Annotated in this window: 18 protein-coding genes; 6 read left to right on the top strand and 12 right to left on the bottom strand. The window is 54.5% G+C overall.

The window, feature by feature from the left end:
- The first annotated feature begins 36 nt into the window (after positions 1-36).
- The 4 genes from trpB to ACIDEJ_RS02090 all read left to right on the top strand — a co-directional run bounded on the left by trpB (position 37) and on the right by ACIDEJ_RS02090 (position 4,601).
- A complete protein-coding gene (gene trpB, locus ACIDEJ_RS02105; RefSeq protein WP_411986430.1) occupies positions 37-1,239 on the top strand; it encodes a tryptophan synthase subunit beta in 1,203 nt (400 codons plus the stop codon).
- A gap of 1 nt (position 1,240) precedes the next feature.
- Positions 1,241-2,047 carry a tryptophan synthase subunit alpha gene (trpA, locus tag ACIDEJ_RS02100; RefSeq protein ID WP_411986429.1) on the top strand — a complete coding sequence of 269 codons (807 nt, stop codon included), beginning with the start codon at positions 1,241-1,243 and terminating at the stop codon, positions 2,045-2,047.
- A 209-nt stretch (positions 2,048-2,256) separates the two neighbouring features.
- Positions 2,257-2,682 (top strand): Hsp20/alpha crystallin family protein, encoded by a 426-nt coding sequence (locus ACIDEJ_RS02095; protein WP_411986428.1) that lies wholly within the window; start codon positions 2,257-2,259, stop codon positions 2,680-2,682.
- A gap of 311 nt (positions 2,683-2,993) precedes the next feature.
- A complete protein-coding gene (locus ACIDEJ_RS02090; protein ID WP_411986427.1) occupies positions 2,994-4,601 on the top strand; it encodes an OpgD/OpgG family glucan biosynthesis protein in 1,608 nt (535 codons plus the stop codon).
- 69 nt (positions 4,602-4,670) lie between these two features.
- On the opposite strand, the gene ACIDEJ_RS02085 is transcribed toward ACIDEJ_RS02090, so the two are convergent.
- The 6 genes from ACIDEJ_RS02085 to ACIDEJ_RS02060 form a co-directional block, all read right to left on the bottom strand.
- A complete protein-coding gene (locus tag ACIDEJ_RS02085; protein ID WP_411986426.1) occupies positions 4,671-5,801 on the bottom strand; it encodes an ABC transporter permease in 1,131 nt (376 codons plus the stop codon).
- The gene (locus ACIDEJ_RS02080) at positions 5,791-6,738 is read right to left on the bottom strand and encodes an ABC transporter ATP-binding protein (protein WP_411986425.1); all 948 of its coding nucleotides are present in this window, start codon (positions 6,736-6,738) and stop codon (positions 5,791-5,793) included. Before ACIDEJ_RS02080 ends, ACIDEJ_RS02085 begins: the two co-directional genes overlap by 11 nt.
- A complete protein-coding gene (locus ACIDEJ_RS02075) occupies positions 6,735-7,670 on the bottom strand; it encodes an HlyD family secretion protein (RefSeq protein ID WP_411986424.1) in 936 nt (311 codons plus the stop codon). The genes ACIDEJ_RS02080 and ACIDEJ_RS02075 overlap by 4 nt, the downstream gene beginning before the upstream one ends.
- Positions 7,663-8,322: a TetR/AcrR family transcriptional regulator gene (locus ACIDEJ_RS02070; protein ID WP_411986423.1), complete on the bottom strand. Its 660-nt coding sequence runs from the start codon at positions 8,320-8,322 to the stop codon at positions 7,663-7,665. The genes ACIDEJ_RS02075 and ACIDEJ_RS02070 overlap by 8 nt, the downstream gene beginning before the upstream one ends.
- A gap of 94 nt (positions 8,323-8,416) precedes the next feature.
- Complete coding sequence (locus ACIDEJ_RS02065; protein ID WP_411986422.1) at positions 8,417-9,337, bottom strand: class I SAM-dependent methyltransferase; 921 nt, start codon at positions 9,335-9,337, stop codon at positions 8,417-8,419.
- Positions 9,338-9,353: 16 nt separating this feature from the next.
- Positions 9,354-10,448 (bottom strand): AI-2E family transporter, encoded by a 1,095-nt coding sequence (locus ACIDEJ_RS02060; RefSeq protein ID WP_411986421.1) that lies wholly within the window; start codon positions 10,446-10,448, stop codon positions 9,354-9,356.
- A gap of 78 nt (positions 10,449-10,526) precedes the next feature.
- Between ACIDEJ_RS02060 and folX the strand changes: the two genes are divergently transcribed.
- A complete protein-coding gene (gene folX, locus ACIDEJ_RS02055; protein WP_411986420.1) occupies positions 10,527-10,895 on the top strand; it encodes a dihydroneopterin triphosphate 2'-epimerase in 369 nt (122 codons plus the stop codon).
- A 67-nt stretch (positions 10,896-10,962) separates the two neighbouring features.
- On the top strand, positions 10,963-11,859 hold the full coding sequence (locus ACIDEJ_RS02050) for a TIGR01777 family oxidoreductase (RefSeq protein WP_411986419.1): 897 nt from the start codon (positions 10,963-10,965) through the stop codon (positions 11,857-11,859).
- 27 nt (positions 11,860-11,886) lie between these two features.
- Here ACIDEJ_RS02050 and ACIDEJ_RS02045 read toward each other — a convergent pair whose 3' ends face one another.
- From ACIDEJ_RS02045 to pnuC, 6 genes are all read right to left on the bottom strand, one after another.
- Entirely contained in the window at positions 11,887-12,282 is a 396-nt protein-coding gene (locus ACIDEJ_RS02045) for a hypothetical protein (protein WP_411986418.1), read from the bottom strand.
- Between the two features lie 133 nt (positions 12,283-12,415).
- Positions 12,416-13,012, bottom strand: a complete 597-nt coding sequence (locus tag ACIDEJ_RS02040) for a GNAT family N-acetyltransferase (protein ID WP_411986417.1) — start codon at positions 13,010-13,012, stop codon at positions 12,416-12,418.
- A 142-nt stretch (positions 13,013-13,154) separates the two neighbouring features.
- Positions 13,155-13,778, bottom strand: coding sequence for a 2OG-Fe(II) oxygenase (locus ACIDEJ_RS02035; protein ID WP_411986567.1), 624 nt, complete (start codon positions 13,776-13,778; stop codon positions 13,155-13,157).
- 266 nt (positions 13,779-14,044) lie between these two features.
- Positions 14,045-14,596 carry an NAD(P)H nitroreductase gene (locus ACIDEJ_RS02030; protein WP_411986416.1) on the bottom strand — a complete coding sequence of 184 codons (552 nt, stop codon included), beginning with the start codon at positions 14,594-14,596 and terminating at the stop codon, positions 14,045-14,047.
- A gap of 143 nt (positions 14,597-14,739) precedes the next feature.
- The gene (locus ACIDEJ_RS02025; RefSeq protein ID WP_411986415.1) at positions 14,740-15,768 is read right to left on the bottom strand and encodes a phosphotransferase; all 1,029 of its coding nucleotides are present in this window, start codon (positions 15,766-15,768) and stop codon (positions 14,740-14,742) included.
- Positions 15,768-16,403, bottom strand: coding sequence for a nicotinamide riboside transporter PnuC (pnuC, locus tag ACIDEJ_RS02020; protein ID WP_411986414.1), 636 nt, complete (start codon positions 16,401-16,403; stop codon positions 15,768-15,770). The genes ACIDEJ_RS02025 and pnuC overlap by 1 nt, the downstream gene beginning before the upstream one ends.
- Positions 16,404-16,405: the final 2 nt, after the last annotated feature.

Here is a 16,405-nt window from a genome sequence, read left to right as displayed (position 1 = left end):
CAGATTGAGCGGCATGACCGCTGAAAGGAAAACAGTATGAGCGAGATGTTACTCAACCCCTACTTTGGGGAATATGGCGGCATGTACGTGCCGCAAATTCTGATGCCGGCCTTGAAACAGCTGGAAAAAGCCTTTGTGGAAGCCCGTGATGACGCCGCATTTCAAGCCGAATTTCAGGATTTGCTGAAAAACTACGCCGGCCGTCCCACCGCCCTGACGCTGACCCGCAATCTATCACCCAATCCCAAGGTTAAAATCTACCTGAAGCGGGAAGACTTGCTCCACGGCGGTGCCCACAAAACCAATCAGGTGCTGGGTCAGGCACTGCTGGCCAAACGCATGGGCAAAAAGGAGATCATTGCAGAAACCGGCGCCGGACAACACGGCGTGGCTACCGCACTCGCCTGTGCCCTGCTGGGGCTTAAATGCCGCATTTACATGGGGGCCAAAGACGTGGCCCGCCAAAGCCCTAACGTATTTCGCATGCGGCTGATGGGCGCCGAGGTGATCCCGGTGCATTCCGGCTCCTCCACCCTCAAGGATGCCTGCAACGAAGCCATGCGTGACTGGTCCGGCAGTTACGAGCGCGCCCATTACCTGCTAGGTACGGCCGCAGGCCCCCATCCGTTTCCCACCATCGTGCGCGAATTCCAAAAGATGATTGGCGAAGAAACCAAACGCCAGATACTGGAACAGGAAGGCCGACTGCCGGATGCGGTCATTGCCTGTGTGGGCGGCGGCTCCAATGCCATCGGCATGTTCACCGATTTCATTGATGAACCGTCTGTCAAACTCATTGGGGTGGAACCCGCAGGCAAAGGGATTGAAACCCACCTGCATGGTGCGCCGCTGCGACATGGTAAAACCGGCATTTTCTTCGGCATGAAAGCGCCGTTGATGCAGGATAGCGAAGGACAGATTGAAGAGTCTTACTCCATCTCCGCGGGGCTGGACTTCCCATCCGTGGGGCCACAGCATGCTTATCTCTATGCGTCCGGGCGCGCCAATTATGAGTCGGCCACCGACGAAGAAGCACTGGAAGCCTTCCAGTTACTGGCACGCCATGAAGGCATCATTCCGGCACTGGAATCCGCCCATGCCATTGCCTATGCCCTGCGTTATGCCAAGGAATGCACCGAAGACACCCTGCTGGTGGTCAACCTTTCCGGCCGTGGCGACAAGGATATTTTTACCGTTTCAGACATACTGGCTGCCAGAGAAGCCAGCCAGGAGGCTTAAAATGAGCGAACGCTATCAACACTGTTTTGCCAGGCTTGCCGCAGAAAAACGCGGCGCGTTTGTCCCCTTTGTCACCTTGGGCGATCCCAATCCAGAACAATCCCTGGCCATCATTGATACCCTCATTGCCAATGGTGCAGACTGCCTGGAGCTGGGCTTTCCGTTTTCCGATCCACTGGCAGACGGCCCGGTGATCCAAGGCGCAAACCTGCGGGCCCTGCACAGCGGCACCACGCCCAGCCGCTGTTTTGAGATGATAAGCCAAATTCGCGCCAAACATCCCCATACGCCCATAGGTTTGCTGCTGTACGCCAACCTGGTGTATGCCAACGGCGTGCTCAATTTCTACCAGCGAGCCAAGGCCGCCGGCGTGGACTCGGTACTGATTGCCGATGTGCCCATGGAAGAGTCCGCCCCCTTCATTACCGCCGCCAACAGTGTGGGCATTGCCCCGATTTTCATCGCGCCGCCCAATGCGGATAAAGACACCCTGGCCAAGGTGGCCCGTCATGGTGCCGGCTATACCTATTTACTGTCCCGGGCCGGCGTCACCGGCACCGATACCAAGGCCGGCATGCCCATCGAGGAAGTGCTCACCACCTTGACCCAATGCAATGCCGCACCGGCACTCTTGGGATTCGGGATTGCAGAGCCCGCACAGGTGAAAGCCGCCATTGCCGCCGGCGCTGCAGGGGCGATTTCCGGCTCCGCCGTCGTGAAAATCATTGCCGCCCATCAGGACGAACCCCAGCGGATGCTGGAGGAGCTGGCCGCTTTCGTGAGTGCCATGAAAGCCGCCGCCCAATAAAGGCGTCACGCTAACCGCTTAAAAACCAAGGCAGAAAAACCCCTGCCTTGGTTTTTTTATAAGCCGCAATTTTTGCGTACGAAATACCATAAAGAAAATGGGGTTTTACCCTTGAAAACGCCCGAACCAATACCATATTAGGTGATAGGTAATCGAGGATTACCGAGATGTTGAATGAACTTAGGAGCATATTGCATAAGGAGGTCATTATGAAATTACGTCCTTGGAATCCTGCAGAAGAATTCGATAACTTGTTCAGCCGTTTCGGTTCCATTGTTAACTGGCCAAGCCCGTTCATGGCCGGCGAACGTCGTTGGTTACCGGCAACAGACATCAGCGAGAATGCTGACAGCTATCAGTTGAAAGTCGAGTTGCCGGAAATGAAAAAAGAGGACATCAACCTCAATATTGAAGATGGTTGCCTGGTCCTCAGCGGCGAGCGTAAACAGGAACACACCGATGATAAACAACATCTGACTGAAAGATTTTACGGCCAGTTTGTCCGCCGCTTCCAGTTACCGGACAATGTGAATGAAGATGCCATCGATGCGAAGTTTGACGATGGCATGCTGTATCTGACGCTGCCTAAGATTGCAGAAAAAGCCGATACCAAACACCAGATTGATATTCACTAGTTTGTTTTCCCAACCTGTCGCCACCTCTTCGGAGGTGGCTTTTTTTTGCCTACCATTTGCCGTTACAAAATCATCACATTGACACATACCCATTTACAATGCTGATATGAAAAGGCTTTTTCCTGAACCCAACGATGGCAGTCATTCCATTTGGGAAAATTTATGCTAGATTCTCAAACACGAAGCCTGACAGGCACTGAAGGCACCACCTTACACGCCTTTGCTGTAGCAGGTCTTTTCGTACGCAATCAGAGTCAGGGCGCCCGCCGATGCGGGAGATACGGAAATATCACCTAATTCAGAGTCCATTTATGCAATTCAATTTATCATCTGCCAATCCCATGGCACCCATATTGCTGATCTGGGCACTGCTGTGCAGTGTATCTGTCAGTGCCGACGAATTACGCCGCTCACCGCCGGTTGCAGAGCCCTTTAGTTATGCCTGGTTAAAAGGCCATGCCCGCCATCAGGCCAGCCAGCCTTACGTGAGTCACAAGGGGGAATTACCCGACAGCCTGAAACATCTTGACTGGGACGATTACCAGCAACTGCATTTCAAGAAAAAGGCCGCGTTATGGCGCAACGACGATACCCGTTTCAGGGCGGAGCTGTTTCACCTGGGGCTGTATTTCGACACCCCCATCAAAATCTATGAGTTGCAACAGGGCGACGCCATTCCCGTTAAGTACTCCTCGGCCATGTTTGACTACGGCAAATCCAAGGTTAACGGGAAAGCGCTGCCCAAGGATCTCGGGTTTGCCGGTTTCAGGATGCAATATCACACCGATTGGGAGCGGGATGTGATTGCGTTTCTGGGTGCCAGCTATTTCCGGGCCGTGGGCCAGGAGATGCAATACGGATTGTCGGCTCGGGGTCTGGCGGTGGATACTGCCACGGATCATCCGGAAGAGTTCCCCATGTTCACCGAGTTTTGGCTGCAGCGCCCGCAACATGATGCGGATAACACCACCATTTATGCCCTGATGGACTCACCAAGCGTTACCGGGGCCTACCGTTTTGAGATACAACCCGGCGCCCATCTGATCATGAAAGTGGATGCGGCCATTTATCCGCGCAAAAACATCGAGCGTTTGGGCATTGCGCCCCTGACCAGCATGTACATGGTGGGCGAAAATGACCGGCGCACCCATTATGACTGGCGCCCTGAAATTCACGACTCCGACGGACTGGCACTGCACACCGGCAATGGGGAGTGGATTTGGCGACCACTGAACAATCCGGAGCACCTGCGTTTCAATGCCTACAGCGACAATAACCCCAAGGGATTTGGGCTGTTGCAGCGGGACCGCAACTTTGACCACTACCAGGATGACGGCGTGTTTTATGAAAAACGCCCGAGCTTGTGGATTGAGCCCACCGGCAACTGGGGCGCAGGGTCCGTACAGCTGGTAGAAATCCCCACGCTGGATGAAACTTTCGATAACATTGTGGCCTTTTGGCATCCGGCGCAGCCTGTTACCCCAGGCCAGGAGCTGCTTTACAGCTACAACATGTACTGGGGCGGACTGCCGCCGCACATGTCGCCCAAAGCCCGGGTGGTGGATACCTTCACCGGCCTTGGCGGAGTGATAGGCAAAAAACGCGCCTACTACAGCAAACGCTTTGTGGTGGACTTTGCTGGCGGCACACTGCCCATGCTTGGCAAGAATGCCCAGGTGAAAGCGGTGATTTCGGTTTCCCGCGGGCGCACCGAGATTGAATCTGCCCGTCCGCTGCATGCCATTGACGGCTATCGGGCCATGTTTGATCTGGTGCCGCCGGATGAAGGCACCGAGCCCATCAACATTCGCCTGTACCTGGAAGCGGACGGACAACCGTTATCCGAAACCTGGCTCTACCAATGGGACCCACCTGCCAAGGCGCAGCGGCAGTTACATAATGCGGGCCATCTTAAATAGCACGCCCAATGAAAACGCCGGCAACTTGCCGGCGTTTTCATTGCACAATTGGCACAATGGCCAGGGATGTTACCCCAAACGTTTATGAAAGCGTTTGGATGCCAGCAACACCCCGATACAGGTAAATCCCAGTAACCACAGGGCGTCCTGTCCCAGGGAAAGCACCTCGGCCTGACGCAACACCACCCCACGCACCATGCGCATGAAATGGGTGGCAGGGAAAGCCTCCGCCACCCACTGCGCCGCCACGGGCATGGCCTCATAAGGGAACATGAAGCCTGACAGCAAAATGGAGGGCATCAGCACAAACACCGTCATCTGCATGGCCTGCAGTTGGGTGCGGGCAATGGTGCTTATCACCAGCCCCAGCGTCAAACTGGCACAAATAAACAGTAACGAAGCCAGCAGCAAGGAGTCCAGCCCACCGCGCACCGGCACCGCAAACACCCAATGGCCCACACTGAGAATAATGGCCACCTGCACCAATCCCACCAGCACATAGGGGATGATTTTCCCCAGCATCAGCTCCAGTGGTGTCACCGGGGTGACTATCAAGAACTCCATGTTGCCCTGCTCCCGCTCCCGCACAATGGCGGCAGAGGTGAACATGATCATGGTCATGGTTAAAATCACGGCCAGCAAACCGGGCACGATATTGACCACGGAGCGCTGCTCCGGATTGAAATACTGCACCACCTCAAAGCTGGGCACTGCAGTCACGCTATTGCGGTTGGCCAGCGCATCCAGGGGCATGCTGCGCAATGCCCGGATACTGGCGGCCACCATGGTATCGGAGCCATCCACCAGCCACTGGGCCAGAGGCCGGCTAAGCGCGGCAGAAGCCTGCTGCTTATCAAAGGCACGGTGCGTCACCAAACGCTCGGCAAAATCCACCGGCAGATACAACACGGCTTTTACCTCGCCATTGGTAATGGCTTTTTCCGCCTCGGCAACGGATGGGTACTGCCGCTTGAAACTGACCACCTGTGATGCCTCCAGAGCCTGCACCAGCGCCCGGCTATAGCTGTTTTGGCTCAAATCCACAATCCCGGCAGGCACATGGCGCACATCGGTATTGATGGCATACCCGAACAGCATCAGCTGCAATAGCGGGATCATGACAATCATGCCAAAGGTCATGCGATCCCGTGCCAGCTGTTTCAGCTCCTTGGTCATAATCGCCAGCAATCTAGCCCACATGGCGGCCTCCGGTACAGGAAACAAATACATCTTCCAGACTGGGGCGCACCTGTTGCAGTTGATGGCCGTGACAAAAAGGGGATAACAGTTGCAATGGGTTGTGCTCGCTGTCTTTCACCAGCACCCGCAGCCTGCTGCCGGCCTGGGAGGCAGAAATCACCCCGGGCAGCGTTATCAGCTGCTGTTTGAGCGGCCTAAGCCCGTCTCCGTCCACTTCCACCACCGAAGCGCCCATGGATTGCATCAGTGCCAGAGGCGTATCGTCAGCCCGCTTGATGCCGTGCTCCAAGATGGCCAACCGGTGGCAACGCTCCGCTTCATCCATGTAGTGAGTGGACACCAAAATGGTGGTGCCGGCAGCACTGAGATCAAACAGCTGCTCCCAAAAGTCCCGGCGGTTTTGCGGATCCACCGCAGAGGTGGGTTCATCCAAAAACAGCAACTCCGGCTGGTGCAATGTGGCGCAGGCCAATGCCAGACGCTGCTTCTGCCCGCCGCTGAGCGTGCCGGCCAGCTGCCGCTGTTTTTCCTCCAGCCCATAGCGCTGCAACAGCTCGGCAATGCGCGTTTTGGCCTGGCGCCGGTGCACGCCATAAATGGCGGCCACAAACTGCAGATTCTCCAGCACGGACAGATTGTCGTATAACGAAAATTTCTGGGTCATATAACCGATGCGGCTTTTAAGGGCCTCTTCGTGTCCCCGCTGGGGCTGCCCCATAATGGTGATGTCTCCGGCACTGGGTTCCAGTAACCCGGTCAGCAAGCGGATGACCGTGGACTTGCCGCTGCCGTTGGGCCCAAGAAAACCAAAGATGGTGCCCTGTTCGATGGTGAGGTCCAACTCATTTACCGCAATCAAATCACCGAATCGCCGGGTTAATCCCCGGGTTTGAATGGCTATCGGCCCTGATACTCCCAGCCCATCATGTCGGCTCATGGCAACCGTACCTCCAGTGCCACCCCCACCGGCAGGTCATGGGCGTCTGGCAGGTCAATGTCGGTGAGATACATCAGGCGGGCCCTGTCCCGCTCATTAAGGGCAAAATAGGGGGTAAATGCCGGCTGGCTGCGAATATTGCGGATAACGCCGTTAAGAGGCGTGTCCATGCCATCAACCCACACCTTAACCGTATCGCCACGGTGCACTCGGGTGAGGGCCGTTTGCGGCAGGTACACCCTTGCATAACTGCGATCCGTTGCCAGCAAACTCACCAACTGCACGCCCGCTGCCACTCGGTCGCCGGTTTTCCAGGGCAAGATGTCCACCACCCCATCCTTGGGCGCTTTCAGGCTCAAGTCTTCCAGCGACTTCTCTGCCGCCATCAAGGCGGCAAAAGCCCCGTCCACCTGAGCACTGGCCCTGGCCAGCACCTCACTGCGACTGCCGTGTTGCAACTCCAGCCATTGCTGCCTGGCTTGCTCGCTCAGGGCCTGGGTTTGCTGTTGCAAGGCGTTGGCACTATCGAGCTCCGCTTTGCCAAGCATCTTGGCCTGATAAAGCGATTGGGTACGTTGGTACTGTTGCGCGGCATTTTTAGCCTTGGCGGCCGCTGCCTGAGCCGCTGCCTGGGCTGCGGCCAGCTGTTCATCCCGCGCGCCTTGTTGCAGTTCCTGCAGTTGTGCCCTGACGCTTGCCAGACTGGCCCGGCGCTGGGCAACCAGCGCCCTGGCCTGGCGATCATCAAGCTGCAGTAACAGCTCGCCACGATGCACACGCTGCCCTTCCGTGACGGCAACCTGGCTGATTTGCTCTGCCACCGGCGCCACCAATATCATGCGATCCCGCTCCAATGTGCCCATGGCCCGCTCTGATGCGCCATCCGAGCAGCCCACCAGTAACAGCAGCAAGCAGAAAACGTACTTATGCATCCTTTTTCTCCTTTCCCCGCGGCGACAGCGCTTGCGGATTAAACAGCCCTTCTCGCATCACGATGCGGTTATGCGCCAGCAGTTTTGTTAGCCACTCGTCGGTTAATGTCATGCCAAACTCCTGCATCAGCACCCGGGGGGCGATTAGCGGAAACACCATTAAACTCACAAAACTGAGGCGAACCATCTGCGGGTCCAACACCGGATTCAGTTGTTGCTGCGCCGCCAGTTGCTGCACCCAATCACTGGCGTTGCCCAGCATCTCGCGAAATACCGCTGAAAGAATGGTGAAAGCTTCGTTGTCGCCCTGATTGTTCAACACCTGAAAAATCAGCCGCGGCAATGCCGGATTTGCCGACATCATGTGGTAGTAAGCCTGCATCAGGGCTTCGGGAGAGTGCAGCGCGCCATGAAATTGCTGGGTGAGGATTTGCGCCACCGGAGCAATGGTTTCCCGCACCATGGTTTCAAAAAGTCCCGCTTTGGAGCCGAAATAGTAACGGATCATCGCCGCATCCACCCGGGCCCGCCGAGCCAGCTCCCTGATTGACACCCGTTCATAGGTATTGTGCAAGAAACACTCTCTGGCAGCCGTTATCAATGCGGCGCGGGTTTGCGATTCACCTTTGGGACGTCCCGGTTTGCTGGTCATGGCATCATCCTTAAATTCATCTACTGATGAATATAACGGAGAAAACCCTGCCCTGCAGGGAGATTAATTCAACAAAATCCCTTACTGTGCTGAATTACACGGTTTTAGGCTCGCCATCAAAACGGTATAGCAATACTTTCAGTGCCCGCTCCGGGGTTTTGTCAGCAAAAACGGCAGGGTTTTCCAGTTGTTGCAAAAAGGTCAGCTGCGGCGCGGCCGTTTGCACCTGTTGCTGCAAGAACGCCCGGTCCAACTCCGGTGCATTCAGGCACAATAGCACGCGGGCTCCGGGCGTCAGCAACTCCGGCAAATGGCGTAATAGCCGCAGATAATCCTTGCTGGCCACAAAGCTGCCCTTTTGGTTGCTGGGCGGATCGGCAATCAACAAATCATAAGGGCCGAGCTTTTTCAGCTTGCCCCAGGATTTAAAAATGTCGTGCCCCAGAAAACGGGCGCCCACAGGCAGGTTATTGAGCAAATGGTTTTGCTTGCCAATGGCCAGCGCGCCTTTGCTCATGTCCATGTTGACCACTTCATCGGCACCGCCAAGCAAGGCAGCCACCGAAAAACCGCAGGTGTATGCAAACAGGTTCAGCACCTTGCACTGAGCCCCATGGGCTTTTACCCAAGCGCGGCCATTGGCCATGTCTAGAAACAATCCGTGATTTTGCCCCTGCAGCAGGTGCACCTGAAAACGGCAACCATTTTCCGTCACGATATGGGGCGATGGCACTTCACCGCAGAGCAGCCGGGTGTCACTCTGAAGCCCTGCCCGGTACTGATAAACCAGGTTGCAGGGTTGCCCCAGTGCCGTCATGCGCTGCACCAGCGCCTGTTGCACGGTGTGCAGCTCAGACTCGGTGAGCGCTTTGAAGGAGGTCAGCAATAGCACCGGGGAGAACCAGTCCAGATTCAGGTGCTCGCTTCCGGGGTACAAGCCGCCCCGGCCATGGAACAAACGGGCGGCATCATCAGGTAAATGTATGGTGGCAATGGTTTCCAGTAACAACTGCATCTAACGGGATTTCCTTTTATTTAGGCTGGGATTCTGCATCACGGTTATCCAGCGCCGACGATGAAACGGCGGCAAAGGCACTGGCATCATCTGCCAGCAAAATGGCCAGTTTACGGCTGCTCTGATTACCGGACTCCAGGGCGATTTTCACAATCATGGTAAGTGGCACCGACAGCAACATGCCCACCGACCCCAAGAGCCACCCCCAAAAAATCAATGACAAAAACACCACCAGGGTGGACAGCCCCAACCCGCGCCCCATAAAGCGCGGTTCAATCAGGTTGCCCATCACCATGTTCACGGCCAGATACAGCAACACGACGCCACCGGCACCGGCGGGGCCTAACTGCACAAAAGCCAGCAATACTGCCGGTAAAGCGGCAATAATGGAGCCGATATTGGGAATGTAGTTAAACAGAAATGCCACCACGGCCCATAACAGCGGGTAATCCACCCCCATCAGCCATAAGCCGACGCCCACAATGGCGCCGGTTGCCAGGCTCACCAACGTTTTAATCACCATGTAGCGATTGACCGAGTGCAAAAAACGGTCAATTTGTGATAACCGCATGTCCGGATCATCCAGCGCCATATGCAGTTTATGGGGCAAAGATTCCGCCTCAAACAACATGAAAACGATGGTCAGGATAATCAGCAACAGGTTGGCCATCACGTTACCCACGCCAGAAAGCGTATTGGTGGTGAGTGATAAGGCCATGCCGGGGTCAAAATAGGCCAGCACCTTGTCTTTGGAGATCTGGATATTAAACTGCTGCAGTTTGTCCAGCACCCAGGAGAACTGCTCCACCAGCTGCGCCCGGTATACCGGCAACTGAGTGGAAAACTCGTTGATGGAACTGCCCACCACCGATGCCAGCCACAAGCCAATCAGTACAATCAGCCCCATCAACAGCAACACCGACAACCAGCGGGGCAAATGGTAACGGGTCATGGCCGCAATGGCCGGGCTGCAAATCACCGCAATAAATGCCGATAACACAAAAGGCACGGCAATGCTGGCGGCGGCCTTAATTCCCGCCAGCACCACCACAATGCAGGCCATTAAGGCAAAAGTGCGCAATGTCATCGACAGACGGTAAGATTGCAGCATGATGAAATATCCTTCTTGTTATCCGCTAAAGTTGCTAACCTTGCTAAAACTACATAGCAAACAATAAGTAATCACATAATGAATTCAGAGCTGGCTATTATACGCATTAAAAATCTCAGGTTGCGTACATTTATTGGCATTAAGGATGAAGAGATCAACAACCGACAGGATGTCATCATTAATGTGGTCATCCACTATTGTGCCGCCAAAGCAAGGCAGACAGATGACATGGAGCACGCCCTCAACTACCGCACCATCACCAAGGCCATTATTGCCCAGGTTGAAGAAAACCGCTTTGCCCTGCTGGAGCACTTAACCGGCAAGGTGCTGGAAATTGCCAGTGCCCACCCGTGGGTGGAATACGCCTCGGCAGAGGTGGATAAACCCCATGCGTTGCGTTTTGCCGATTCAGTGTCTTTGCAGCTCAGTTATCGGCGACAGGATTGATTTTACGACAAAAAATTTCTCCGAGCCTATACTCATCAGTAGATAATGGTTGATTCGCGGAGGCGTCATGAAAATCCTGATAACCGGGGCAACGGGGTTAGTGGGAACCGCGCTGGTGGCAAGTTTGGAAACTGCTCACCAGCTGGTCATTGTCAGTCGCAAGCCGTTACTGGCCCGGCAAAAACTGGGGAGCGAACATCAATATCTGTCATCCCTGGATAATCTTACCGAGCTCAACGATATTGATGCCGTGATCAATCTGGCAGGGGAACCCATTGTGGGTAAACGCTGGAATGCACGGCAAAAGCAACGGATTTGCCGCAGTCGCTGGGATATCACCTCACGACTTACCCAGTTAATTGCCGCCTCCGACACCCCGCCCCACTGTTTTATCAGTGGCTCGGCCATTGGCTATTACGGTGCCCAGGATGAAAGTTTACTGGAGGAGGATGCCAAACCCCATGAGGAGTTCAGCCATGACATATGCGCCAAATGGGAACAACTGGCACTGAATGCCCAGTCTGCCCGCACCCGTGTTTGCGTGATCCGCACCGGCATTGTGCTGGCGCGCCGCGGCGGGGCATTGGCAAAAATGTTACCGGCCTTTCGTCTGGGGCTGGGCGGTCCCATTGCTGATGGCCAGCAGGGCATGAGCTGGATTCATCTGACCGACCTGGTGAGGTTGATCCTGTTTTTGCTCACCACCCCGAAAACCCAAGGCGTTTATAATGGCACCGCCCCTTACCCTGTCAGTAATCGGGAGTTCAGCCGCTCTCTGGGCTGTGCCCTGCAACGTCCGGCCCTGTTAACAACGCCGGCATTTATGCTGCAGCTGTTATTTGGGGAAATGGCACACCTGCTCATTACCGGCCAATATGTGATCCCCGCAAAGGCCATTAATGAAGGGTTTACGTTTCAATTTCCCCGGTTGGCAGCGGCACTGACCGATCTGTTCCCCCGGTAACATGCCAGACCTCGCCATGGCAACCGGCTACATGGTTGCCATCACCCAATAATCCAGGCGCTTTTGCGGATCATCCAGCAGGCTCTGACACTTGTCTTTGTATTGGCGCATCAAGGCGCCCATTCCCTGACCACCGGTAGACTGCATCATCCGTTCGGTTTCGCTGTTTACCGCTTGCTCCACAGCTGGTGCTGGCATGTATTTCGCGGCCAACCGTTTCGCGGTTTTGGCATTGTTGGCCAAACGATCGCCCACCGCCGCCATTTGCGGGGCATTCATGGCGGCCACCATTTGTGAACCTAACTGGTAATACGCCGCACACTGGTGCAGCTCAGACACGAACGCCTGCGGCGCCTCTTCTGCCATGGCAGAAAGGCTCATCCCCATGGCGAATGCCGCCCATATGCTTTTTTTGACCATCATCCCAAGCTTCCTTTTTAAATGGATGATGAAAAACTACTTTAGTCAAAAATGAATTTCAAGGGGTTGTCATGAAAACGGCTTTTGCCATGGAGTGAGACCCCTAAAAGCCGTCATCATTGGCAATGAATGCCCTTTACTGGGGTTGATATTGCTGCAACAGGAGTTTCAGGTTGGATTTCACCTCGGGCCATTCACTGTCGATAATGGAATACACCACGGTGTCGCGCACCGTACCATCCTTTAACAGTTGATGGTTGCGTAAAATGCCGTCCTGCTTGGCACCCAAACGGGCAATGGCCTGGCGGCTGGCTTCATTGTGAAAATGGGTGCGAAACTCCACGGCAATCACATCCAGGGTTTCAAAGGCATAGCTCAGCAGTAACAGTTTGCTTTCCGTGTTCACGGCGCTGCGCTGCACGCTCTTGCTGTACCAGGTATAGCCAATCTCGATATGGCGGTTGGGTTGATCCCAATGGCACAAACGGGTACAGCCCACAATGGCGCCACTTTCGCGGTAACGCACCGCATAGGCCAAGGCTTCTCCCCGCTGTTCGGCATCCAGTGCGGCTTGAATGTACCCTTTCATGTCATCCGCATGGGGCACACGGCTATACCACAGGTTCCACAGTTCACCATCGGCCACTGCCAGTGACAGCGCAGGCAGGTGATCCATGCTCAACGGTTCAAGAATGACGTACTCACCGGATAAATAACCCTCTTGTCCCACCATGCTTCTCCTTATCCCCTTGGCTCATCTTGATGAAAGCTCACCTAACAACCATCGTCATCGGTGAACCTTTATGCACCAGACTAGCATGAAACCCGGCAGAAAGAAGCAACACTTGAGATACAAATTCAGGGACTTAGCGAAATCAGAAACCGTAATGACTGTTGCTGACACGAAACCAGCCGGCAATGCTGCCCCGATCCCGAAAAGTGGGCAGCACTTCATGAGGAAAGCGTTCGCTGAGAAAGATCACCAAAGTACCGGCTTGGGGGGATATGGTTTGCAACAGTTGATGCTGTGCATCAAACATCCGCAGTTCACCACCATCATCATCACCCCATTGGTGATTGAGAAACAGCACGGTCGTTAAAATGCGGTTACGGCTACCGGGCAACGCATCCACATGTTTGCGATAGAAAGTGCCGGGAGGATACCAGGCATAATGCCCCTCATAATCAAACAACCCCATGAAAAGCCGCTGATTAAGGCCCAAACGCAACTGTTCCATCAAGCTGAGCCATTGATGGTCAATGGGGTTTTCCCCATCCAGCCAACAAATGCGATCGCCGCGAATCGCCTGATTCTTTTGCTGCTGACGCCCCCTGCCAATGGATGCTTCATGAAATGTCAGGCTGGCATGTTGACCCAAACGCTGTTGCAACTGCCCCACCAAGGATGGCGCCAATACCTGCGGCAACACCAAATAGCCAGACTGCGCAATGCCATCGGCCACCTTGTCAAAAAACGTTTCACTGCCCATGTCCAGCACGGCTTGCCCCTGATATTCAAAAATGACGCCAGGCAACAAGCTAATGGGAATGAGTAAAGTTTTCAATTTTTTACTGTTTCAAATCAAATAGTTATAGCAGTAATTATTACAAATCTAACTTGTTTTTATTTTTTGTTTTTAACTTGTTGTTTTTATAAATCAAATAGCTTTGAATGGCGTGTGTTCAGGCGGGAATTTCAGATAAATGGCAAAATAAATGCCGGCAATGTTGCCGGCATGGACGATGTTAAAACCATCAAAAAAACTTACAGGTAACGCACAAAGGCGCTGGCATCTTTTTGTGGTTTTAATGGCATATCAATGGCGGGTGTACCCAAATACAAAAAACCCACAATCTGATCTGTTTCGGCCAGACCCAATGCCTGATTGACCGTTGCATCAAATGCAAAACTGCCTGTACGCCAGATCCCGCCTAGACCTTGGGCAAATGCGGCCTGTTGCATGGCCATCACTGCACATCCGGCGGCCAGCTGTTGCTCCAGTTCCGGCACTTTTCTAATATCGCTGCGGGTTTTGGCCACCACGGTAATCACCATGGGCGCCCGCTGTGGCATATGGGCCGCTTTGGCAATAAATGCCTCGTCTTCACCGGCCTCGGTAGCGGCGGCAACAAATACGTCCGCTAAACGATTCAGCCCTTCACCGGTTGCAATGATAAATTCCCATGGTGTCAATCCACCGTGATCGGGCACTCTGGCTGCAGCATCCAGAATCACCTTCAACTGAGCCTCATCCGGTGCCGGTGCTGCCAAGCGGGGGCAGGATTGACGGGTTAAAAGAAGTGTTAAAGCATCCAAAATAATGTCCTTTAAAACAGATACCCTAGTCTGGATAGAATATCAAATCCCGGCGGAATGGAAATGGGCCAGGGACTGACTGCTGATAACTCCGTCACTCCCGTTGAAAAAGCCGCTACGCCAGTTAGATAATCTGGCGTTGATTAACCTTTGCCAAGCAGTTGCCGGTAATTGTCAAACCAGCTGAAAAACACCTGTCCGTCAGTGCTCGGGGAATCAGCCATCTGCAATGCCCAGGCACAGGAATATAACCAGAAAATATCCAGTGCTGCAGGCAAGGCGCTTTTGGCATCAGCCCGCAGGTGGGGATGGTGGGTAAGATACTCATCCACCAACCATTGCCGCGCGGCAGGCTGCAATTGATGACAGGCAATCACCCCGGCCAATTCAAACAGGGGGTGGGAGCTGCAGCAATATTCAAAATCGATGCAATACAGTTGGTCATTATGCAGCAGCAGATTGTGGGCACTGAGATCCCTATGGCAATACTGATGGGCCAGCAAACAGTCATCGAGCCTGTTAAAACGGCCATCCAGCGCTACCTGCTCCAGCCACTGCAATCGTGTCAGCCAGGCGCTTGCCGCGGGGCTGCCTGCGCCGGCATATTGCGCTGCGTCTGCCATTTTTTGCAGGCGTGTGAGGTAAATCCGCCACTGCTTTTGCAAACTGATATCAAGTTTTGGTGGCGCAAGTTGCTGCAACCCCTGCAACAACTGCAGCAGTTTTTGAGCGGGATATAGTGCACGGGCATTGCACGTATCAACCGCTAGCTGCATCAGGGATGCGGTGCCACATTTTTCGGTCATTTGCAGTTGCTGCCAAGGCAGGAATCCAGCGCCAAGGCCACTGGCGGATTCGCTGATCCATTCACTCAGGTAAAACCGCTTTTGCGGGTCTACCCAGTAAATTTCCGGCGCCAGCCCGGCATGTTGCGCCGCCTGCCAACAGGCAATTTCATTGTCCCGATTGCAAATCTTATCGGTTACCGGTGAGTTCAGCCGCAGCAACAGGGCGTTATGCTGAAACTGCAGCCGAAAGCTCTGGTTACTCAGCCCCAGGCTCTGCGGTGCGATACGCTCGGGTGCAGGCAGGGCCAATTGCCTTAATGCCTGCGCTATCGCCTCGGCAAGGGATTGGGAAATCCCGCAGTCTTTGGCCAGTGATGCCAGCATCAGTGGCCCTCAGCCAACGGTTGCCGGGATGCCTGCCAATCGGCACGCCACAGAAAGTAACCACTCACCGCCAGAATGACATACAGCACGAACAGCAAAGAGGTCAGCATCAGCCCTTTACTGAGGTACAGGTAGATGGAGACCGAATCAATCACCACCCAATAGAGCCAGTTTTCCAAGACCTTTTGAGCCACCAGCCAGGTGGTCATGACCGCAAAACAGGTGGTGGCGGCGTCCAGATAGGGAAATGCCGCCGTGGTGTTATTGGCCATCAACCAACCGACACCCAAGGATGCCAATGCGGTGATGCCAATCAATGCCAGATGGCGTTGCCAGTGCCAAGTGCATACCGCAATGCCCTGCTGTTTATCGCCGCCCCTGCGCCACAGCCAATAACCGTAAACCGCCATGGCCATGTAATACACATTAAGGACGGACTCCATCAGCAATGAAACTTGCCAAAACAGCACGGTGTAAATGGCGGTGCTCGCCAGTGCCGCGCCCCAGCACCACACACTGGCTTTCATGGCCAGCAGCAGGTAAGCCAGCGCCAGTAACACGGCGATGCCTTCCCACAGGTTCATCCCCTGGGCTTCGCTGAATGCCTGGCTTAACAGTTGCCACATCTCCGCCATGT

This window comes from Shewanella mytili (assembly GCF_046765975.1).
Classification (GTDB): Bacteria; Pseudomonadota; Gammaproteobacteria; order Enterobacterales; family Shewanellaceae; genus Shewanella; species Shewanella mytili.
The sequence above is the reverse complement of the archived record's forward strand: the minus strand, read 5'-3'. Positions and strand labels throughout refer to the sequence as shown.

Excerpts from the sequence above, each read along its gene's own strand:
- trpB (WP_411986430.1), top strand. The coding sequence starts at position 37 with ATGAGCGAGATGTTACTCAACCCCTACTTTGGGGAATATGGCGGCATG.
- trpA (WP_411986429.1), top strand. The coding sequence starts at position 1,241 with ATGAGCGAACGCTATCAACACTGTTTTGCCAGGCTTGCCGCAGAAAAA.
- ACIDEJ_RS02095 (WP_411986428.1), top strand. The coding sequence starts at position 2,257 with ATGAAATTACGTCCTTGGAATCCTGCAGAAGAATTCGATAACTTGTTC.
- ACIDEJ_RS02090 (WP_411986427.1), top strand. The coding sequence starts at position 2,994 with ATGCAATTCAATTTATCATCTGCCAATCCCATGGCACCCATATTGCTG.
- ACIDEJ_RS02085 (WP_411986426.1), bottom strand. The coding sequence starts at position 5,801 with ATGTGGGCTAGATTGCTGGCGATTATGACCAAGGAGCTGAAACAGCTG.
- ACIDEJ_RS02080 (WP_411986425.1), bottom strand. The coding sequence starts at position 6,738 with ATGAGCCGACATGATGGGCTGGGAGTATCAGGGCCGATAGCCATTCAA.
- ACIDEJ_RS02075 (WP_411986424.1), bottom strand. The coding sequence starts at position 7,670 with ATGCATAAGTACGTTTTCTGCTTGCTGCTGTTACTGGTGGGCTGCTCG.
- ACIDEJ_RS02070 (WP_411986423.1), bottom strand. The coding sequence starts at position 8,322 with ATGACCAGCAAACCGGGACGTCCCAAAGGTGAATCGCAAACCCGCGCC.
- ACIDEJ_RS02065 (WP_411986422.1), bottom strand. The coding sequence starts at position 9,337 with ATGCAGTTGTTACTGGAAACCATTGCCACCATACATTTACCTGATGAT.
- ACIDEJ_RS02060 (WP_411986421.1), bottom strand. The coding sequence starts at position 10,448 with ATGCTGCAATCTTACCGTCTGTCGATGACATTGCGCACTTTTGCCTTA.
- folX (WP_411986420.1), top strand. The coding sequence starts at position 10,527 with ATGAATTCAGAGCTGGCTATTATACGCATTAAAAATCTCAGGTTGCGT.
- ACIDEJ_RS02050 (WP_411986419.1), top strand. The coding sequence starts at position 10,963 with ATGAAAATCCTGATAACCGGGGCAACGGGGTTAGTGGGAACCGCGCTG.
- ACIDEJ_RS02045 (WP_411986418.1), bottom strand. The coding sequence starts at position 12,282 with ATGATGGTCAAAAAAAGCATATGGGCGGCATTCGCCATGGGGATGAGC.
- ACIDEJ_RS02040 (WP_411986417.1), bottom strand. The coding sequence starts at position 13,012 with ATGGTGGGACAAGAGGGTTATTTATCCGGTGAGTACGTCATTCTTGAA.
- ACIDEJ_RS02025 (WP_411986415.1), bottom strand. The coding sequence starts at position 15,768 with ATGCTGGCATCACTGGCCAAAGACTGCGGGATTTCCCAATCCCTTGCC.
- pnuC (WP_411986414.1), bottom strand. The coding sequence starts at position 16,403 with ATGGCGGAGATGTGGCAACTGTTAAGCCAGGCATTCAGCGAAGCCCAG.